The 20,134-nt window shown below is 58.2% G+C and carries 21 protein-coding genes; 3 read left to right on the top strand and 18 right to left on the bottom strand.

Annotated features, from left to right (window positions below; genetic code table 11):
- A complete protein-coding gene (locus tag NHF56_RS19110) occupies positions 1-711 on the top strand; it encodes an HAD-IA family hydrolase (protein WP_252807567.1) in 711 nt (236 codons plus the stop codon).
- Positions 704-2,290 carry an FGGY-family carbohydrate kinase gene (locus tag NHF56_RS19105; RefSeq protein WP_252807564.1) on the top strand — a complete coding sequence of 529 codons (1,587 nt, stop codon included), beginning with the start codon at positions 704-706 and terminating at the stop codon, positions 2,288-2,290. Before NHF56_RS19110 ends, NHF56_RS19105 begins: the two co-directional genes overlap by 8 nt.
- Positions 2,291-2,308: 18 nt before the next feature.
- Here the strand turns inward: NHF56_RS19105 and NHF56_RS19100 are convergent, their stop codons facing one another.
- The 7 genes from NHF56_RS19100 to NHF56_RS19070 all read right to left on the bottom strand — a co-directional run bounded on the left by NHF56_RS19100 (position 2,309) and on the right by NHF56_RS19070 (position 7,918).
- Complete coding sequence (locus NHF56_RS19100; protein WP_252807562.1) at positions 2,309-3,700, bottom strand: murein L,D-transpeptidase catalytic domain-containing protein; 1,392 nt, start codon at positions 3,698-3,700, stop codon at positions 2,309-2,311.
- Between the two features lie 156 nt (positions 3,701-3,856).
- Positions 3,857-4,441, bottom strand: a complete 585-nt coding sequence (locus tag NHF56_RS19095) for an amino acid synthesis family protein (RefSeq protein ID WP_252807560.1) — start codon at positions 4,439-4,441, stop codon at positions 3,857-3,859.
- A complete protein-coding gene (locus NHF56_RS19090; RefSeq protein ID WP_252807558.1) occupies positions 4,438-5,022 on the bottom strand; it encodes an amino acid synthesis family protein in 585 nt (194 codons plus the stop codon). Before NHF56_RS19090 ends, NHF56_RS19095 begins: the two co-directional genes overlap by 4 nt.
- Positions 5,015-5,878 (bottom strand): UPF0280 family protein, encoded by an 864-nt coding sequence (locus tag NHF56_RS19085; protein WP_252807556.1) that lies wholly within the window; start codon positions 5,876-5,878, stop codon positions 5,015-5,017. Before NHF56_RS19085 ends, NHF56_RS19090 begins: the two co-directional genes overlap by 8 nt.
- A gap of 106 nt (positions 5,879-5,984) precedes the next feature.
- Positions 5,985-6,788, bottom strand: coding sequence for a DUF1206 domain-containing protein (locus NHF56_RS19080; RefSeq protein WP_252807554.1), 804 nt, complete (start codon positions 6,786-6,788; stop codon positions 5,985-5,987).
- A 2-nt stretch (positions 6,789-6,790) separates the two neighbouring features.
- Complete coding sequence (locus NHF56_RS19075) at positions 6,791-7,504, bottom strand: phosphatase PAP2 family protein (protein WP_252807552.1); 714 nt, start codon at positions 7,502-7,504, stop codon at positions 6,791-6,793.
- A 78-nt stretch (positions 7,505-7,582) separates the two neighbouring features.
- Positions 7,583-7,918, bottom strand: coding sequence for a zinc ribbon domain-containing protein YjdM (locus NHF56_RS19070; RefSeq protein WP_252807551.1), 336 nt, complete (start codon positions 7,916-7,918; stop codon positions 7,583-7,585).
- 233 nt (positions 7,919-8,151) lie between these two features.
- On the opposite strand from NHF56_RS19070, the gene NHF56_RS19065 reads away from it, so the two are divergent.
- Positions 8,152-8,547, top strand: a complete 396-nt coding sequence (locus NHF56_RS19065) for a VOC family protein (protein WP_252807550.1) — start codon at positions 8,152-8,154, stop codon at positions 8,545-8,547.
- Here the strand turns inward: NHF56_RS19065 and NHF56_RS19060 are convergent.
- The 11 genes from NHF56_RS19060 to NHF56_RS19010 form a co-directional block, all read right to left on the bottom strand.
- Positions 8,499-9,149: an AraC family transcriptional regulator gene (locus NHF56_RS19060; RefSeq protein ID WP_252807549.1), complete on the bottom strand. Its 651-nt coding sequence runs from the start codon at positions 9,147-9,149 to the stop codon at positions 8,499-8,501. The two genes, NHF56_RS19065 and NHF56_RS19060, sit on opposite strands and share 49 nt — an antisense overlap.
- Before the next feature lie 25 nt (positions 9,150-9,174).
- On the bottom strand, positions 9,175-9,657 hold the full coding sequence (locus NHF56_RS19055; RefSeq protein WP_252807547.1) for an SRPBCC family protein: 483 nt from the start codon (positions 9,655-9,657) through the stop codon (positions 9,175-9,177).
- Positions 9,647-9,994 carry a helix-turn-helix transcriptional regulator gene (locus tag NHF56_RS19050; RefSeq protein WP_252807545.1) on the bottom strand — a complete coding sequence of 116 codons (348 nt, stop codon included), beginning with the start codon at positions 9,992-9,994 and terminating at the stop codon, positions 9,647-9,649. Before NHF56_RS19050 ends, NHF56_RS19055 begins: the two co-directional genes overlap by 11 nt.
- Positions 9,995-10,143: 149 nt before the next feature.
- Positions 10,144-10,293, bottom strand: coding sequence for a DUF3309 domain-containing protein (locus NHF56_RS19045; RefSeq protein WP_252807544.1), 150 nt, complete (start codon positions 10,291-10,293; stop codon positions 10,144-10,146).
- Between the two features lie 185 nt (positions 10,294-10,478).
- Entirely contained in the window at positions 10,479-10,649 is a 171-nt protein-coding gene (locus NHF56_RS19040) for a hypothetical protein (protein ID WP_252807541.1), read from the bottom strand.
- A 67-nt stretch (positions 10,650-10,716) separates the two neighbouring features.
- Positions 10,717-11,856 (bottom strand): acyl-CoA dehydrogenase family protein, encoded by a 1,140-nt coding sequence (locus NHF56_RS19035; RefSeq protein ID WP_252807540.1) that lies wholly within the window; start codon positions 11,854-11,856, stop codon positions 10,717-10,719.
- A 141-nt stretch (positions 11,857-11,997) separates the two neighbouring features.
- Positions 11,998-13,194, bottom strand: a complete 1,197-nt coding sequence (locus NHF56_RS19030; RefSeq protein WP_252807539.1) for an acyl-CoA dehydrogenase family protein — start codon at positions 13,192-13,194, stop codon at positions 11,998-12,000.
- Positions 13,195-13,342: 148 nt separating this feature from the next.
- Positions 13,343-14,524 (bottom strand): acetyl-CoA C-acyltransferase, encoded by a 1,182-nt coding sequence (locus tag NHF56_RS19025; RefSeq protein ID WP_252807537.1) that lies wholly within the window; start codon positions 14,522-14,524, stop codon positions 13,343-13,345.
- A 283-nt stretch (positions 14,525-14,807) separates the two neighbouring features.
- Complete coding sequence (locus NHF56_RS19020; protein ID WP_252807536.1) at positions 14,808-16,916, bottom strand: 3-hydroxyacyl-CoA dehydrogenase NAD-binding domain-containing protein; 2,109 nt, start codon at positions 16,914-16,916, stop codon at positions 14,808-14,810.
- Positions 16,917-16,994: 78 nt separating this feature from the next.
- Positions 16,995-18,170 carry an ABC transporter substrate-binding protein gene (locus NHF56_RS19015; protein ID WP_252807534.1) on the bottom strand — a complete coding sequence of 392 codons (1,176 nt, stop codon included), beginning with the start codon at positions 18,168-18,170 and terminating at the stop codon, positions 16,995-16,997.
- A gap of 39 nt (positions 18,171-18,209) precedes the next feature.
- Positions 18,210-20,105, bottom strand: coding sequence for a long-chain fatty acid--CoA ligase (locus NHF56_RS19010; RefSeq protein WP_252807532.1), 1,896 nt, complete (start codon positions 20,103-20,105; stop codon positions 18,210-18,212).
- Between the last annotated feature and the right edge of the window lie 29 nt (positions 20,106-20,134).

Genomic DNA, 20,134 nt, shown 5'->3' with positions numbered 1-20,134 from the left:
GTGAGTGGAGGCGAAGGCGACCTACTGGTCATTTTCGACTGCGACGGTGTTCTGGTCGACAGCGAGCCGATTGCGCTTTCCAACCTTCGCGATTGCCTGAGCGAACAGGGGCTGACGCTGAGCACCGGGGCCGTGAGTGATCGCTTTCTGGGGCGCAGCCTTGCCTTCGTCATCTCGGCCATTGCTGAAGAGTTCGGCAAGGCGTTGCCCCCGCAGTTTGCCGAAAATCTGCGTCGTCGGCTGTTTGAGCGTTTTGAACGGGAGCTGCAGCCAACACCGCATATGGCCGAAACGCTGAAGATGCTGAAACGGCATGGAATCCGATTTTGCGTTGCCTCTTCCAGTTATCCGGACCGGATTGAAAGAAGCCTGGAAGTGACCGGCCTGCTTTCGCAATTTGACGATAACATCTTCAGCGCAGCGATGGTGGAGAATGGCAAGCCAGCGCCTGATCTCTTTCTGCATGCGGCGGAAACGCTGGGCTATAAGCCCGCGCAATGCGTTGTGGTGGAAGACACCGCGACCGGCATTCGTGCTGCCCAGGCCGCGGGCATGCCGGTTTTCGCTTTCTGTGGCGGAACCCATGCCAATAACGATGACTATAAAGCCTCCTTGCGTGCGCTCAGACCTGATGCAATGTTTGACCTGATGACAGATTTGCTGCACCTTGTCCGCCGTCCAGGGAGAGCGAAAGACAACATGCATGCGTGAATTCATCGTGGCGGTCGATGTCGGGACCGGCAGTGCGCGCGCGGGGGTATTCGACCTCGGCGGTATGCAGATGGCGCGTGTGGTCACGGCAATCGGGGTTCATCAGCCCGATGCGCTTTTTTACGAACAGAACAGCGCGGAAATCTGGCAGGCGGTTGCCCAATCGGTGCGCGGCGCTTGTGAGCAAGCCGGTGTTCAGCCCGATGAGGTGGTGGCGCTCGGCTTTGACGCCACATGCTCGCTTGTGCTGCGGGATGGCAACGGCACGCCCGTTGCCGCCTCGAAATCGGGGCCGGATCAGCAGGATACGATGCTCTGGATGGACCACCGCGCCATCGCCGAAGCCAACGAGATTTCAAGCTCCAGCGACCCCACCCTTGACCGTTTCGGCGGCTATATGTCGCCCGAAATGCAGCCGCCGAAGCTTCTGTGGCTGAAACGAAACCTGCCGGAAAGCTGGGCGCGGGCCGGTCTCATTTTCGATCTTTGCGATTATCTCACCTGGCGCGCGACCGGCTCGACGTCACGCTCGCATTCGGCACTTGCCGCCAAATGGGCCTATGAGCCGGACGCGCCCGGCGCTTATCCGGAGCGTTTCTATCAGCGCATCGGCCTGGAGGATGCACGCCTCCGCACCGGCCTTCCCGAACACGCAACACCATCATGCGAACCGATCGGTACGCTGAGCGAAGCGGCAGCAAAGGAACTTGGTCTTTCCACAAAATGCATCGTCGCGGCAGGGCTCATCGATGCCTATGCAGGAACGATCGGCGTCTTCTGCCAGTCGCCGGAAGAAGCCCCCACCCATGCCGCTGCACTCATTGCCGGAACCTCCAGCTGTGTGGTCGTGCTGCGCCGTTGCAGAGAAGAAAAGCCCGGTGTCTGGGGTGGATTTTGCGGCGCTGCCCTGCCGGGCCTCTGGCTCATGGAGGCAGGCCAATCCTCCTCCGGTTCGCTGCTCGACTTTCTTCTGCGCAGACATGACGCCGGTGGCCCGCCAAGCCTGACCCTGCACATGAAAATCCTCGACCGGATCGCCGAGCGGATTGCGCAGGAGGGGCCGGCCTACGGCCGCCCGATTGCGGTTCTGCCCGATCTTCACGGAAGCCGCGGGCCGATGCCAGATCCAGCGCAAACCGGCGCATTCTCGGGCCTCAGCCTGGAGGGCGGGTTCGACAATCTCTGCCGGCTCTATTGGCGCACCTGTGTGGGCCTGGCCTGCGGCATTCGCCATGTGCTGGAAAATATGCCCGACGCGGAAATGATCGCCACGCTGCTGATGGGTGGCGGGTTGGCCGCCCACCCGCTCATTCCCCAGCTTTACGCCGATATGACGGGCCGAACGGTGCGGGTGGACGAGACCCGCGATCCCGTCCTTCTCGGCACCATGATCAACGCCGCCGTCGCCGCAGGTCGCTATTCGAGCCATGCCGAAGCTGCCGCAAACCTGACCGGCTCAACGACAAAAACAATCGCGCCCCGTCCTGATATTCACACCCACCTCGCCGCCGACTATGCGGCTTATCACGCAATGATGCGGCACAGGGATGAGCTTGCGCGGATATTGGCTGTAACTTGAGTTTGTGCCTGCCGCTGGCTACGACTTCCAAATGATCATCAGGGAACCTCCAGCCAACGCTTCGACAACTTTCGAAGCTTCACCTTCTTCGACCGCAGGACAGCCGAGGCTCCGCCCGATTCGACCTGTTTTTGCGACCATTTCCGGCGACACATAGTCCGCACCGTGTATGACGATATGCCGGAGACGGGCTCTTGAGTTTGTTGCCTCAAGCCCATCCAGATAAAGCGATTTTCCATGGTTGCCGAAATAGGTTACATCGCAGTGATAAATACCGAGCGAAGAGCAACCTGATCCGTCTTCATTCGAGAAAAATTCCGCATATCCGTCGTCTTTCGGCCCCTCTGAGCCGCGACCATGAGCGCAAAGAAGAGCAGTTGTGGTGCCGGCCACGCAGTCGAAAAGGAACATGCGGGGTTTGGCCGAGTGCAGGTCGAAATTGACAACAGCCCAATAGCGCGGATTGCTCGTCGGTCGGTACTGGTTTCTATAATTGATTAGCCGCTCCATGGCTGGCGTAACACCGGCTGAAGCAGCAAGGCTGCGCAAAACGGTTTCTCTTTGTTGAACGCTCGAACTGGAGGCTGTCGCCGTGAAATGATCTGCGATTGTTTCCGTTGCAGTTTTGTCCGACACCATGTCGGCTTCATCTATATCGCCCAGAAAAGGAACCAGATCCTGGAGTGAGGCCTTGGGAATGGCTGGAACGGACGGACGTTTCTCAGGCGTATCGTCAACTGGCGTGCCGTTAGCGAGAACCGGCATGTTCTTGAGGTCCCAATTGTCGCGAGAAATCTCCCGCAGGAGATCCTTTGTCCGGTAAATCGTCAGGCGTAGCACTTCGTTTTTGTGGTTTTTCAACCAGTCGTGGCGCACTTCTACATATTGTTTGATCCAGATTTTCTCATCGCCGCCATGTACCGGCGGCTTTTCTGGAAAGCGGGAGCGCAGGAAATCTAATATTCGCCCGCTGTGAATAAATGAATCATAGATCACGAGCATTGACAGCGGCAATTCAAAGCCGTTTGCCGTTGCCCATTTTTGTGCCGGTGCAAAATAGACGCTATCGAAGAACTTGTCCTGCGTCGCCCACATCACCGGATCATCTTTGCCCGCCTGGCGAAGGAGGGATTTAAACGGTTCGTTGTCTACAAGAGCAACATGGCCGATCAGTTTGACATAGGGTTTGAAATCATCTGAATAGGTACCCTCAGCGGCTGCATACATCTCCACCAATTGACGAAGGTTGCCATATTCGGTTGTTTGCGATCGACCATAGGTAATCTGGCGGATACCGCCGGGTCCATCTTTGTAAATGCTAATCGCACCGTACTTGCCTTTTACGGTACCTGTTTCGAATACGTTTATAACCCGGTCACAAACCAGGCGTTCACCGGCAGTCAGCTTCATGGATATTGCTCCCCCAAGTTTTATCCAAAAAGAGATGCTACAATGGGTAGAGTTAGCCACAGCCCCTGAGATTTGGCAAGCTGCTTATTTCGACAGGCATAGTCAGGTTTAGCCGGTTTGGGCCAACAGAATGGCTCAATATTGTCGCCCGGTGCTCTACCGCAACCCGTCCTTGCCTTCAGCCTCATCATGTGTGAGCCCGCCGACGCGGGGGAGGGGGCGGCCGGTGAGCGCCACGGCGACGGCGACCATGATTTCGTTGGCGCGGGGGGCGTCGTTCACCTCAACCGTCATGCCGTCGAAATGCGAGCGCACGTAAGCTGCATCCTTGTGGCCAAGGGGGATATCGAGGGGATCGCCCGGCCCGCCCATCTTCTTCGATGAGGGAACGAGTGCCGCGCCATGATCCACGGCCTTGCGCAAGGGTGCGCCGAGCTTGGGGTGGAGAATGGCGGCGGCGTGTTCGAGTTCGCCGGCTTCGCCCACCATGGCCGCCTTGCCGTAGCTTTGCACATCAGAGGGCGCGCAGCCGAGTGCGGCCACGCATTTTTCGCCGAGCAGGCCACCCAGGTCTTCGCCGATGGTGATCAGTTCTTCCAGGCCTTTGTCGAAGCGGCCCGCATAGGGGTTTTCGATAATGGCGATGGCGGCGGCACGGCGGGAAGGCGGGTTGACCCGCTCTCCCATTTCGAGGCGAACCTCGTCAGCGATCACAACCAGTTTACGGATTTTCGCGCTCACCGCAGTCCGTCCTCGCCCTTGATTTCAGAGGCCTTGAGGCCGCCGACGCGGGCATGGATGCGCGGGCCGGTCGTCATCACCAGAGCGAGCAGAATTTCATCCGCCTTGGGGCCGTCGTTCAGGCCCACCTCCATGGCGTCGAAATGTGAGCGCACATAAGATGCATTGCAATGTGTCACCGGCACATCAAGCCGGGTACCGGGACCGCCGATCTTTTTGGTGGAGGGGACAATCGCGTTGGAGTTCGGGAGCTTCTCGCGCATGGAATAACCGCCCGGCACATGCCAGAGCGCGCCGTGCTCCAATTCGCCAGCGGTGCCCACAATCGCGCCCTTGCCGTAACCTTCGACCACGGAGGCATCGCCGCCCAGCGCCTTGATCAGGTCGTCAGCCATTTCGAGACCCAGCGGCTTTAGATCTTCCATGAAGAAGGCGATATCTTCGACATATTGTCCGGCAAAGGGGTTCTTGATCACGGCCACAACGGCAGCGCGCTTCAGCGGCTTTTCAGCGCGCGGCCCGCCCTCGTGAAAAATCTCTTCGACAATAACGGCCTTTTTCCGCACGACTGGTTCAACCATTGGTGACACTCCCTCTTATGTGATGATTGTTGATGGTTTCCGGCATGGCGCGGCGATGGCCTGCCAGCGATAGATAAGCGGCGCGGATCAGCCCACGCGAAAGATAGTGCTGCGCGGCAGTTACGCCGCCGTCCAAGGCGGTGTCGATCTCGCCGTCGTCGAGGTCGCCCACAGCGGTCGTGACCGCCCGCGAACCGAGATCATTGTCCGGCTGGATACTGTCTGCGGGCGCGCGCCTGATCTTGGCAGAGCCGGGCAGATCGACGCGATTGGCAATCATGGTGGCGGCAGCGTCAGCGCAGGCGGCATTTTGGGCAAGCACAGTCACCGCGTCTGCGATACCAAGCGAAAAGGATCGTCCACGCCAGCCACTGGTGGCGATCCCGCCAATGCGGTCATCTGGCCTGATGGTGACAGTCCCGCCTGCCGCGCCGGTGGCGGGGTCGTCACAGATGCCGACCGTAAATGCGCCTTCGGCAAGGTGGAGCGCAATGTCGCCGCCATTGTTGACATAGGCGCGGGAGAGCACATTGTTTTCCAGCATCGCTGCCAGAATATGATCTGCCACGCTGCCTGCCACGGCGGCCATGGGGGTGATGAACTCCGGTGAGAATGGAAAGGTCGCCGCCCACATGGCGCGCGCGATCTGCCCTTGAGGTTCGCTTTCCACGGGTTTGCGCAGAAGCGGCAGTTCAAGAACCAGATCGTCAAGGACGGTTGCGAAGGCCGTTTGGGCCTGCTGGTAGGCGCGGCGCACATCGGCTTCAGGCCCGAATGCTTCGATGATCAGATCAATCGGCCCGTGCTGCAGATGCAAACGGCGCTGATCGGCGAGCATGCGTGCCACTGGACCCATCCCGACATCCCTCTTTTTCGCCAAAACTGCCAAAGACCCATCCGCATCATTTCATTCGTATGCGAATAGTATCCGCTTTTTTTGCGCTTGGCGAGAGGGGAGAGCCTCAGAGCCTGCCGATGCGTCTCCAGCGGGCCTCGGCAAGCGAATAAAGCGCGTAGGCAATAAGGCCGACGCCCATGGCAATGGTCAGCCAGGGTCCATAGGGAAGTTTGGCAAGATAGTTCAAGACGTCCTGCAGTCCCGGCTTTTCCGTGGCCTGCTGTTCGCCGAGATAGATGAAGCGGCTGGCAAAAAGCCATGCGATAACGGCGAAGACCAGTCCGCGCGCTGAAAGCCCGATCACGGCAATCGGACGGATGATGCTTTCTGCATCGTCGTCGGCCTTGAAGTATTTTTCATAGGTCCCGGCAAAGGCTTTCCGCCAATGGGCGATTGCAACACCGGCAAAGGTGATGGCGAGCGCCAGGGCCACAGTGCGGGCTCCGAGAAAAGATGTGAGGTATTCCCGCAACGGCGAACCGCCACCGCCACCGCCCTCGGCAAGCCCGATGCCAAGCAGGGACAATGCATAGAGTGCCAGGAACGCATAGGATGTGGCAGACACCAGAAAGGCTGCACGGATGATCAGACCTTTGGCGCCTGAGCCATGCTCATCGGGATCGAAAATCACCTGCAGCAGCCGCCAGATAACATAGCAGCACAGGCCTGCAAGCAGCGCGCAAACCAGAACCACGCCAAAGGGCTGGTGCATGAGGGTGGAGACCGCGTCTCTGGTGTCGGGCTTCTTGCTGCTCACAAAGCCGGCCAACACTGTGAGCGCCCCGACAATGACATAGACCGCGCCGCGCGCTGCATAGCCGGTGCGCGCTGCAATCTTGATCCAGGTTCTTGGATGATCCGGAGCCATGGTTATGGGCCTCGCGTATGGGAGCGACCGAGATCTTCGGTCTCGTCAGAGGGGCGGTTGCGATGTGTCAGCCAATGCGCGGCGTACCAGCAGGTACCCGCCCAGGCACCGCCCAGACACCAGCCGGCGAAAACATCGCTTGGCCAGTGCACGCCAAGGTACACCCGGCTGATCCCCACTAGGGCTGCCAGCAGGAAGGCGCAAGTGATGACGAAGCGTCTGGTTTGGCGACGCTCGACAAAGCGCACGGCGACAGCGGCCAGGGTGAGATAGGTGACCGAAGAAATCAGTGCATGGCCACTGGGAAAACTATAGGTAAATGTGCGGTCCAGATGCTCGACGATATCCGGTCGGGGACGTTCAAACAGCAGCTTCAAAAGCGAGGAGATGAGTGCGCCGCCGACAAGCGAAACGGCGATGAAGGCCGAGGCCGCATAGAGACGGTAGCTGAGCAAGACGCCGGTGGTGATCAGGCAGACAATGATGACCACCGTATAGCTGCCAAGCGTGGTGATCTCCGCTGCGGCCTCTTCAAACCAGGGTGGTCCGATGGCCTGGTCCGGATTCCCATCGACGCGAAACCATTGCAGAACCGTGTGGTCAATGCCATCGATATAGCCTGTATGCACCGCGATGACATCGGCCACAAAAAGGATAAGCCCGACAAGAATGCCGAGCTGTATCATGGTGATATTGCGATTGGGTTGCGCCGCCATGGCAGTCTAACGCCGCAGGTTCAAAACGGTTCCATCAAAATGCCGCATTTCGGCATGCATCGGCGGACGCCTCAAATCTCAGATCTTTTTGACGAATTCCGATTTCAGCTTCATCGCGCCGAAACCATCGATCTTGCAGTCGATATTGTGATCGCCTTCTACAAGGCGGATATTCTTCACTTTTGTTCCGACTTTCAAAACCTGCGAGCTGCCCTTGAGCTTCAAGTCCTTGATCACGGTCACCGTATCGCCATCGACGAGAACCGCGCCATTGGCGTCCTTGTAGACCGGCTCGTCGGAGCCGGATGCTGCATCTGCAGACCATTCGTTCCCACATTCGGGGCACATCAGCAGCCCGCCATCTTCATAGGTATAGGTGGAGTTGCATTTCGGGCAGGGGGGCAGTTCGCTCATGATCATCCTCATTTTTCGCGTTTGAGGTCCAAGGCCCGATGATCAGAAATTGCGTCGCCGGACCATGTTCCGCGCCCGCAAGAGGCATCACGACAAAAGTTCTTATTATCGACCTGAAGACTGTTGCCGCTCTGGTAGAGACAAAGTGACGTTTTGTCGAGTGTGTCGGAATTCTTCAAGACATTTACCGGCGCAAGCTGCATGTCTGTCGAATGTTCAAACAGGAGATAACGATGCTTTTTCGATATGCCATTTTCTACGTTGATGATGTGGCCGCAACGCTCAGCTTTTATGAACGCGCTTTTGGCCTGCAGACCGGCTTCCTGCATGAAAGTGGCGACTATGGCGAGCTGGTGACCGGCGAAACGCGGCTTGCCTTTTCCTCAACCAAGCTCATGCGTCAGCTTGGTAAAAAACCGGCTCCGGCGGCATTGACTTCTCCGACCTTCGAAATTGCCCTGGAAACCGATGATGTGGCGGCGGCCCTTTCGCGCGCTCTGGCGGCCGGCGCCACGCCTGTTCAGGAGGTGCGTGAGGAACCATGGGGACAAACCACCGCCTATGTGGGCGACCCGAACGGCTATCTGGTGGAGCTTTGCTCCGCGGTCCAGTTGCCCAATCCAGGTTGAGCAATCAGCCGCAAGAGGTCCGGTTTGCGGCGCAACCTTTGCGGGGTTGCGCCAAACCAGCGAACGAATTCGCGTGTCATATGTGCCTGATCGCTGTAGCCGAAGGCGAGGGCGGTTTCCGACAGCGACGGATAGATTTCCAGTGCCATGGCTGCGCGCCTGGCGCGGCCCAGCTGACGCCAGAATTCCGGTTTCGGCAAATTGCGCGCCTTGAAGTGACGCTGAAGTGTGCGTTCACTTACTCCGGCCGTGGTTGCCACCCGCGCCACCGGCAGTTGGGTTTCGGCGAGTAGCGCGACAAGGGCGGTCATTTCCTCATCCGTGGTTGCCACATGCATGAGGTCTGCATGCGTCAGGCGCGAACCATGCCGCAGGTCAATGAGGTCAGCTGGATTGACGACAGTGCCGGGAGGCATGCGATAGCCGGTCAGCTCGCGGCTTGCCTGCATGTGCACGATGCGCGGATGCCAGTCGATATCGCTCAGGAAAACATCGTGGATGTCGCCCTCCTGTCTGACGACGATGATATCCCTGCATCCATCGGGAATAATCACGGCGGCCTTCTGCTCGTTGCCGCGGGACGACCAGCCTATATACTCCATGGTGCAACAGCCTTCACGCGTGTGCTTATGCCGGGCGCGACTTCTGCAGTTCGGCGGCATAGTCTTCGAGCTGGTCCACAACCGTGCCCCAACCGTCATAAAAGCCCATGTCTTCATGGGTCTTGCGCGCATCGCTGGTTCGGTGGCGGGCAATTACTGTGTAGGTGGTGCCGCCGTCTTCGGCGTCTGAAAGCAGAATGATGGCAGTCATGAACGGATCGGGCGCAGGTTTCCAGCCTTCACTGTATGTGTCCGTGAAAACAAGTTTTTCACCCGGTATCACCTCCAGATAAACACCCTTGTTGTCCATCTCATTGCCATCGACGTTGAACACCGTGTTGAACCGTCCGCCAACCCGCAGATCAATCTCGCAGCTTGTCACGCCATGCGGTTTGGGCACGAAGAAGTGCATGATGTGCTCCGGCGTGGTCCAGCATTCCCACACGAGGTCGCGGGGTGCCTTCACATGACGCGTGAAGCTGAGGTCGGTTTCCGGATCAAGTTGCATCGTTTCTCTCCCTTGCTCGTTGTTCGACATAGGTGTCAAACTGATCGAGCCGTTTTTCCCACACCCGCTGCTGCTCAACGAGCCAGTTGTTCAACGGCGTGAGATTTTCATTGAGCAGGCGGCATGTGCGGACGCGGCCCTCTTTCGACGTCGCAATGAGCCCCGCGTCTTCCAGCTTGGTCAGGTGTCCCATGAAGGATGGCAGCGCCATCTTGTGAGATGCGGCAAGCTCGCTGACGCTTGCCGGACCGCGGGCAAGCCTTGCAACAACTGCACGGCGTGTTTCGTCGCCAAGGGCTGAAAACATGCGGTTCAGATTGTGATCAAACTTAGCCATATACCTAAGTAAAGGACAGCACGGCGAGCGTCAAGAAAATACTTAGGAACTTGCATAACTATTGGAAAGGCAGTTTGAAGGGGTTGAAAAAGGAAATGCGGCAGACCGGATGGCCGCCGCACCACTTTGACTGTTGATTTCTGCATGCGTCACAAGAGGAGAATGATCAGCACGATGATGAGCAGGAGGCCGAGACCGCCGGAGGGGTAATAGCCCCAGTTGCGCGAGTGCGGCCATGTGGGCAATGCGCCGATCAGCAACAGGATGACGATTATCAGGAGGATAGTGGTGGCAGACATGGGGATCCCTCTCAATCTGTTTTTGCCGGTGCTCAGTGGTGTCTTTTCGAGCCCAAATGTCAGGCTGCGCGGTGGTGTCAGCATGGCATTTGAGCGAGGCGGAAACGCCGCCTGAACCACGAAAAAACGCGCCGGGAATTGAAATGTTCCTCAGCGCGTCTTCTGTGATGTTCTACGGCGTCAAATCATGAATGGGAGTGTTGTCTGCGCGCATGGCGTTGCGCGTCCTCGACGTTACGTGCAGCGTCGATGCTTTCCCGGTTCTTCTCAGGGTCTGTTTCTTCGGCAAGCTGCCGGATTTCGCGGGCCACCCGTTCGATTTCGGCAGCCATCTTGTTTCTGTCGTGCTCAGTCATGGTGTGACCTCCGGTTTCCTATGAGTGGGAAACCGGCAAGTCACGACAAAGTTCCTTGGCGATTTGTTCAAGCCGCCTTGGAAAGGGCCACATAGCGGGCGGTGTGGTAATCGACATCGCCGAGCTGATGGTCGATCATGATCAGGCGCTTGGCAAAGTGGCCCACGGCATATTCCCACGTCATGGCAATGCCGCCATGCATCTGGATTGCCTCTTCAGCCACCAGTTTGCCCACCTTTCCGGCAAGCGTCTTGGCGGCGGAAACGGCCCTCTCGCGCGCCACACGGTTTTCGTTGAAGTGACCGGCGGCATTGATCACAGCAGAACGAGCCTGCTCGATTTCCAGAAGAACGGTTGCCATGCGGTGCTGGAGGGCCTGGAAGCGGCCGATTTCAACACCGAACTGCTTACGGGTCTTCAAGTAGTCGATGGTCATGTCGCGGCAGACTTCCATGATACCGACAGCCTCGGAGGCCAGCGCCATGGCACCGCGTGCCAGAACCTTTTCAATCGCAGGGTAAGCCTTGCCGGCCTCACCCAGAAGCGCATCTGCGGGAAGCTCAACCTTGTCCAGAGTGACTTCGGCGGCATGCAGGCCGTCGATCGAGGGATAAGACCGGACGCTGACACCTGCCGTACCCTTGGGTACGAGGAACAGCGAAATCCCGTCTTCATCCCAGGTCTTGCCAGATGTGCGGGCCGACACGATCAGTGTATCGGCATTGCCGCCGTTCAGCACCACAGCCTTCGCGCCATTCAGCACATAGCCGTTGCCGGGGCCGGATTCGGCAGTGGTTTCAACATGGCTGGCGTCATAGCGGCTCTTCGGCTCGCCATGAGCAAAGGCCAGTTGATGCGTGCCTGCAATCACCTCTTCGAGAACGGCCTTCTGTGCATCATTGCCAAGGTCTGCAATCAGCCCGCCGCCGAGAACTGCGGTTGCCAGCAGCGGCTCGTTGACAAGGCCGCGGCCAAGTTCTTCGAACAGCACCGTGACATCGAATGGCGAACCGCCGAAACCGCCCGCCTCTTCGGTAAACAGCGCGCCAATAAGGCCGAGTTCGGCAAACTGCGCCCAATGATCCGGCGAAAATCCGGTCTCTGTTTCTGCCGCCTTGTTGCGGGCTTCAAGCTTATATTTGTCCGCAATATAGCGGGCTGCCATGTCTTTAAAGAGCTGGCGTTCTTCCGAATGTGAAAAGTCCATTTTTGTTGTCCTGTTATTCCTTCTCCCCTTGGGGAGAAGGTGCCCAAAGGGCGGATGAGGGGTTCTCAAACCGGCTCAGAGGGAACCCCTCATCGCCTCGCTATGCTCGGCACTTCTCCCCAAGGGGAGAAGGCCACCTGATCAAAGCCCCATCACCATTTTGGAGATAATGCCCCGCTGGATTTCGTTGGAGCCGCCGAAGATGGTGATCTTGCGGTTGTTGAAATAGTCGGGTGCGACGCCGAGCGCGTAATCGGGGCCCACCGGCTCGCCATTATAGCCCTCTTCCAGCGCTTCGGAGACGAAGGGCATGGCGTAGGGGCCGATGGCGCGGCGGGAGAGATCGTTGATCGCCTGACGGATTTCCGTTCCCTTGATTTTCAGCATGGAGGAGATCGGGCCGGCCTGCGAGGCCGCATCCGGCGAAGAGAGCACGCGCAGGTTTGTGGTGGAGAGCGCGTCGAGTTCCATTTCCACTTCCGCGATGCGGCGGGCGAAATAGGGGTCTTCGGCAAGCGGCACGCCACGCACGGTCTCAGCCGCGGCAATCTTCTTCACCTCGGCAAGTGCTGCCTTGGAAGCATCCACACCGGCAATATTGGTGCGCTCGTGGGTCAGAAGATATTTCGCATAGGTCCAACCCTTGTTTTCCTCGCCGATCATGTTTTCGGCGGGAACGCGGACATTGTCGAAAAAGACCTCGTTCACCTCATGCGTGCCTTCCAGCAGAATGATCGGGCGCACGGTGATGCCGGGCGATTTCATATCCACCAGAATGAAGGAAATGCCCTCCTGCGGCTTGCCCTCGGTGGAGGTGCGCACGAGGCAGAAAATCCAGTCGGCATATTGGGCAAGCGTCGTCCAGGTCTTCTGGCCGTTGATGACATAGTGATCGCCGTCACGCACTGCGCGGGTCTTCAAGCTGGCAAGGTCGGAACCCGCACCCGGCTCGGAATAACCCTGGCACCACCAGTCCGTGCCATCGAGAATGCGCGGCAGGTAATGCGCCTTCTGCTCCTCGGTGCCGAATTTCATCAGCACAGGGGCCAGCATCTTCAAACCGAAGGGAATGATGCGCGGTGCATTCGCTGCAGCAGCTTCGTCGTTGAAAATCTGCTGCTGGACCGGCGTCCATTCCGCACCGCCATATTTCTTCGGCCAGTCCTGCGCCAGCCAGCCGCGCTTGTTCAGCGTGGCATGCCAGCCGGTCAGGTCTTCCTTGCTCAGGTGCTTGTTGTGCTTCACCTTGTCGGCAAGCTTCGGTGACAGTTCCTTTTTCAGGAAATCCCGCACCTCGGCCTGAAAGGCCAGGTCTTCGGGGGAAAAGCTTAGATCCATTTTCGGCTCCTGTTTCGATATCTGCCTTCTCCCCCTTGGGGAGAAGGTGCCCGAAGGGCGGATGAGGGGTTCTCTGTCAACAACGCCTGGAACCCCTCATTGTCGTGCTACGCCCGACATTTCTCCCCAAGGGGAGAAAGGGGCCTTCTCAATAAATTTCGATCAAACCGGCGGCACCCTGGCCGCCAGCAATACACATAGTGACAACGGCATACTTAATACCACGGCGCTTGCCCTCGTAAAGCACATGGCCGACCTGACGCGCGCCGGTCATGCCATAAGGGTGGCCGATGGAGATGGAGCCGCCGTTGACGTTGTAGATTTCCGGGTCGATGCCCAAACGGTCGCGGCAGTAAAGTGCCTGCGAGGCAAAGGCTTCGTTCAGTTCCCAAAGGCCGATATCTTCAACCTTCAGGCCGTTACGCTCCAGAAGCTTCGGCACGGCGAAAACCGGGCCAATGCCCATTTCATCGGGTTCGCAGCCGGCGGTGACAAAACCGCGGAACGCGCCCATCGGCTCAATGCCGCGCTTTTCGGCTTCCTTGGCTTCCATCAGCACAGAGGCCGATGCGCCATCAGAAAGCTGGGAGGCATTGCCCGCCGTCACAAACTGGTCGGCACCGCGCACCGGCTCCAGGCTCTGCAGGCCTTCCAGCGTCGTTGAGGGCCGGTTGCAGCCGTCCTTGTCGAAGGTCACTTCGTGGAAGGTGATTTCCTTCGTTTCCTTGTCCTGCACACCCATCTTGGTGGTGAAGGCAATGATTTCGTCGGCATATCGGCCTGCCTTTTGCGCTTCTGCAGTCCGCATCTGGCTTTGATAGGCATATTCGTCCTGAGCCTCGCGCGAAACGCCATAGCGGGCCGCCACAATGTCGGCGGTCTCGATCATCGGCATGTACATGGCGGGCTTGTGTTCCACCATCCAGTCGTTCTGATACATGAACATGTTCAGGTGGCTCTGGACGATGGAGATGGATTCCAGACCGCCCGCCAGCATGGCCGGTGCGCCATTCTGTGCGATCTGCGAGGCGGCGGCTGCAACGGCAAAAAGGCCCGAGCCGCAATGGCGCGACACCGTGCCGCCAGTCATGGAAAGCGGCAGGCCTGCGCGCACGCCGATATGGCGGGCAATATTGCCGCCGGTGGCACTTTCCGGCATGCCGCAGCCGAAGATCGCATCTTCGATCAGCTCCGGATCAATCCCTGCGCGCTCAACGGCGGCCTTGGCAACCGCGCCGCCGAAATCCGCCCCATGCGTGGCGTTCAGCTCACCGCGAAAGGCTTTTGTGATGCCCGTGCGGGCGGTGGATACGATAACGGCTTCCCGCATCTTCTTTGCTCCTTGCTCAATTTCTTTCTTCTCCCCTTGGGGAGAAGGTGCCCGAAGGGCGGATGAGGGGTTCCCCCCTGTCATTGTGAGAACCCCTCATTGTCCCTGCAGGACATTTCTCCCCAAGGGGAGAAAGGGGCGCGAATTTCATTTTATAGCCTCAGTTTCCGTCATGGCCGGGCTTGCCCAGACCATCCAAACGCAAGCTGGGGTGTGGATCCTCGGGTCAAGCCCGAGGATGACAAGGAAGGGGAGGCCCCCTCCTCATCCCGCAACCCATCAATCAGCCATTCAGGCTTGAAAAATTCTCGCCCTTGGCCACGAGGTCCTCAATCAGTTTGGCCGGCTTCCAGAACACCGGGTCTTCCTTGGCAAATTCGTTCAGATCGGCCAGCACCTTGTCGAGGCCGATTGTGTCGGCATAGTGCATGGGGCCGCCGCGCCAGCGGGGCGAACCGTAGCCGGACAGCATGACGATATCCACGTCGAGCGGGCGAAGGGCAATGCCTTCTTCCACCACCTTGGCGCCCTCATTGATCATCGCGGCCATATAGCGGCGCATGATTTCGTCAGACGAGAGTTCGCCCTTTTGCGGAATGCCTTTTTCTTTTCTGATTTGCTCGATGGCTGCGAGGAATTCCGGGTTTTCAGCGCCCTTGCGCGGGTCAGCCGAATAGTCATAGCAGCCGCGTCCGGTCTTCTGGCCGAGATCGCCCTTTTCGCCGAGCCAGTCGAGATATTCAAAAGCGTAGCGGCCCTTATAGCCTTCCGCAATGCGGCGCTTGCGCGACATGAGGCCGATATCGAGACCGGCGAGATCGCCCATCTGGTGCGGACCCATCGGATAGCCAAAACCGACCACGGCCTTGTCGATGGCATAGGGGCTGGTGCCTTCTTCCACCATGAAGGCAGCCGCCTTCATGTAAACTTCCAGAATGCGGTTGCCGATGAAGCCATCGCAAACGCCGGCACGGACGCCGATCTTCTTCAGTTTCTTGGCGAGCGCAAAACCTGTCGCGACTGCATCCGCAGAGGTCTTGTCAGCGACGACCACTTCCAGCAGTTTCATGATATGGGCAGGTGAGAAGAAGTGGAGACCCAGCACATTTTCAGGCCGCGATGTCACCGACGCGATCTTGTTGATGTCGAGATAGGAGGTGTTGGAGGCGAGGATTGCGTCCTTGCGTGCCACCTTGTCCAGCGTGCGGAAAAGGTCCTGCTTCACTTCCAGCATTTCGAACGCGGCTTCAATGATGATGTCGCAATCACCCAGCGCTTCAAAATCGGTGGTGACCTTGTAAAGCGTGTTCATCAGGTTGTCGCGATAGGCCTCGTCATAGCGGCCCTTCTTGATGCCGTCGTCAAGAACCTTCAGCACATTGGCCTTGCCGCGTGCAGCACTTTCCTCGTCGCGCTCCACCATGGTCACCGGGATACCGGCAAACAGCATGGAGAGCGTGATGCCAGACCCCATCGTGCCGCCGCCGATCACGCCGGCCTGCTTGATCTCCTTGGGCGTGCCGTTGGCAAGCTCGGGAACTTTGGCCACTTCGCGCTCTGCGAAGAAGGCATGGCGCAGCGCCTTGCTCTGGTCTGAATTCATCAGCTCCATGAAGATCTCGCGCTCGGCCGTCATGCCCTCGTCGAACGGCATATTGGCGGCGTTTTCCAGTGCATCGATCGCGCGCACAGGGGCAATCTGGCCACGGGCTTTTTTCTTCACATCGGCGCGGATGGCATCGAAAAAGGCCGTGTCACCTTTATGAGCCTGCACTTTCTCGTCCATTTTGCTCAGGCGGCGAACAGGCAGGTTCTGATCGATGACCCGGCGCGCAGCGGCAATGCCGGCGGCTTTCGGGTCGTCCATGTCTTCAATCGCGTCAACAATGCCGAGCTGCAGCGCTTCTTTGGCGGAAACCTGGCGGCCGGTCGCGATGATCTCGGCGGCGGCCTCGAAACCGATGAGGCGGGGCAGGCGCTGGGTGCCGCTGGCACCTGGCATGACACCGATGGCCACTTCCGGCAGACCGACCTTGGAGCCCTTCAGCGCCACGCGGACATGGCTGCCGAGCGCAAGCTCCAGCCCGCCGCCAAGTGCGGTGCCATGGATGATGCAGACCACCGGTTTTTCGCTGTCTTCAACAATCTGCACGACCTCGGGCAGCATGGGGCCTGCCGGCAGCTTGCCGAATTCGCGGATATCGGCACCGGCAACGAAGGTGCGGCCTGCGCCATAAAGCACGGCAGCCTTGGCCTTGTCCTCGGCGGCGAATTGCCTGATCGCATCTATTACGCCCTCGCGCACTGCAGCAGATGCCGCGTTCACCGGCGGGTTGTTGATTTCGATCAGGAAAATGTCGCCCTGGAGGCTTGTATTGACCGCATTTGTCATTGGGTTCTCCTAAATGGATTGGACTTGAAATTGGAGCACCCGGCAGCACAGCGCCGCCGGGTGTCCGGTGTTTGTGTCTTACTTGGACGGATCGACCGTTGCGATTTCCTTCCAGTCGCCACCTTCGATCTTGGAGATCACAATCGGGTCGCCGCCGATATGGTCGTCGGGACCGAATTTGATGTGAACGCCGGCGATTTCATCGTCGTATTCGAGGCTTTCCATGCCCTTCTGGAAGCTTTCAGGCGTCAGGTCCTGACCGGCTGCTTCCAGTGCGCGCACCAGCGTTTCGGCAGCAGAGCGGCCAAGCAGCGCGCCCGAGCTTGGAAACTCACCGGTTGCCGCCTGGTATTCATCCACCCAGGCCTTTACTGTGGGGTTGTCCATGCGGGCCACGATGTCAGACCAGCCGGCGCCGGCCCAATAGCCCTCGGTCACGCCGCCCGGCACTTTTGCAATGGCGGTGTGGAAGCCGGCAGACGAGCCCAGGAACTTGACGTCGTTCCAGCCCATCTTCTTGGCTGTTGCTACGGCGGTGATGATCTGGCGCACGCCGAGCGCGATGGTGATCGTATCGCAGCCGGCATCCTTCAGCTTCGTCAGCGAACCGACGAAGTCCTGCTCATCGGGCTTGTGCGTGGTTTCAGCAACCAGCTCCAGGCCGTATTCCTTCACCGCATCATCCGTGCCTTCCTTGATTTCGTTGCCAAAATCGGACGGGATATACATGGAGCAAATCTTCTTAGCGCCTTCGTTCTCGGACAGATATTTCAAGCCCAGACGTGCCTGATCGTAATAGGACGAGAAGCCCGCATATTTATAAGGCGAAGCCGGTTCGACCATCTGTCGGGCCGAAGTCAGCGGCGCGATATTGGCGACCTGCTTGGATTCGAGAATCGGGAACGACGCGATGTTCATCGGTGTACCCAGCTGCAGAAGCATGGCGAAAATCTGGTCGGAATTGACCAGCTTGTTCAGCGCCTGCATGGCCTTTGGCATCTGATAGCCGTGGTCTTCCACCACGAACTTGATCTGCCGGCCATGAACACCGCCATTGGCATTGACCTTGTCGAAGTAGAGCTGTGCAGCCTTCACCGCCGGCGCGCCGAATGCGGCGAAAATGCCGGACATGTCCTGGTTGGAGCCGATCACCACTTCCTTGTCGGTCACGCCTTGCGCATTGGCTGCCTGGGCGGCCAACATGGCACTTCCGGCCATCAGTGCGGCGGCGATCATTTTCATTGATTTCTTCATTTCATTCCTCCTCCGGTTAAACATGCTGCCTCGGTCTCCTCAGGCCTCGGCATACATTTCATTGATCAGCCTTGCGTGTTTTTTCTCCACGAAGGACCGCTTCAATTTCATGGTTGGTGTCAGCTCATCGTCTTCGGCTGTCAAAAGTATGTCGATGAGCTTGAACTTCTTCACCTGCTCGACGCGGGCAAAGTCCTTGTTGACGTTTTCGATCTCGCGTCCAATCAGCGCCTGAACTTCAGGACGGGCGCAAAGGGAGGCAAAATCAGAGAACGGGATGCGATTGTCCTGCGCATATTTCTGCACATTTTCCTCATCGATCATCACCAGGCAGGTGAGATATTTGCGCTTGTCGCCAATGATGACAGCATCGGAAATATAGGGCGAGAATTTCAGCCGGTTCTCGAATTCGGCGGGCGTGATGTTTTTGCCGCCTGCCGTAATGATGATGTCCTTCAGGCGGCCTGAGATTTTCAGGAAACCCTCGTTATCAAGAAAGCCGACATCTCCGGTTCTCAGCCAGCCGTCTTCGGTCAGCGCCTCGGCGGTCTTTTCAGGGTTGCCCCAGTAGCCCCGGAAAACATTGCCGGCCTTGTACTGGATTTCGCCATCGGGCGCGATGCGGAACTGAGCGCCGGCCAAAGCCTGACCCACCGTGCCGTATTTGTTTTTGCCAATCAGGTTGGACGACATGACGCCCGCTGACTCCGACATGCCGTACCCTTCCAGCACATTAATGCCGAGCGCCTTGAACCATTTGAGGATTTCAGGCGAAATGGGCGCAGCACCGCTGGCGCCGCGGCGCAGACGATCGAAGCCCAACATGCGACGCACATTGTGCAGAAGCACGAAGTCCCAGAACGCATATTGCAGCTTCAAACCAAGCGGAACCGGCTTGCCGGTCTCTTCGAGTTCAACCTTTTTCAAACCAGCGGCCACGGCCCTGTTGAAGGCCCAGCGGCCAAAGGGTGTGGCATCGCCCGCCATGATCGTCACGCGGGAGTAAATCTTTTCCCAGACGCGTGGAACGGCTGCAAACGAGTTTGGCGATACTTCACGAAGACTGTCGAAAACCGTTTCCAGGCTTTCGGCGAAATTCACCGTGCTGCGGGCTGCGATCTGTCCGAACACCGAAACCATGCGCTCGTAAATATGGCAGAGCGGCAGAAAGCAGATTTGCTCATCCGTTGCATAGGCCGGTATGCCGATCACATTGGCCGAGATGGTGAAAAGGATATTGCCGTGGCACAGCATCACGCCTTTCGGCATGCCGGTTGTGCCGGATGTATAGATCAGGATGGCTGTGTTTTCCGGCTTGGTGGCGGCAATTTCCTCTTCGAAAAGGCTTTGATGTTTCTTCAGTTCTTCGCGGCCGAGCGCATAAAGATCACCCAGGAACATGACCTTGTCGTCGTGGAAATCATGCAGACCTTCCGGGTCTAGCACGATCACCTTTTGCAGGTTCGGCATGTCGGCGCGGGCCTGCAGGAATTTATCCAGCTGCTCATCATTTTCCACAAACAGGAACCGACTGCCGGAATCGTTGACGATATAGGCAAGTTGGCTGGCTGCATCCGTGGTGTAGATGCCGGTGACGATGCCGTTCATGCATTGCACACCCAGATCGATATAGAGCCATTCCTTGTTGTCTTCGGAAATGATGGAAATACATTCGCCGCGCTGCAGTCCCATTGCCCTCAGTGCAAGGCCGATCAGGCGGGCATGGTCGTACCAGTCCTTCCAGCTATAGGCGTGCCAGATGCCAAAGTCCTTCTCGCGATGGGCGGTTTTTTCCCCCAACTCCGCGCAACGCTTCTGAAAGATCTTTGGCAGCGTGTCGCAACCATCGATAAAATAGGGGCCTTTGGTCAGGTCTGCATTGATATGCAGCCCGTCCACCACCTGTTGAGGGGGGATTTTGACCATCTCGTTCATGTATTTCCTCCCATTATTCTGCCGCAAAG

Source organism: Rhizobium sp. L1K21, from assembly GCF_024055895.1.
Lineage (GTDB): Bacteria > Pseudomonadota > Alphaproteobacteria > Rhizobiales > Rhizobiaceae > Ensifer_A.
Note: the sequence above shows the minus strand (reverse complement) of the source record. Positions and strands in the feature narration are given on the sequence as shown.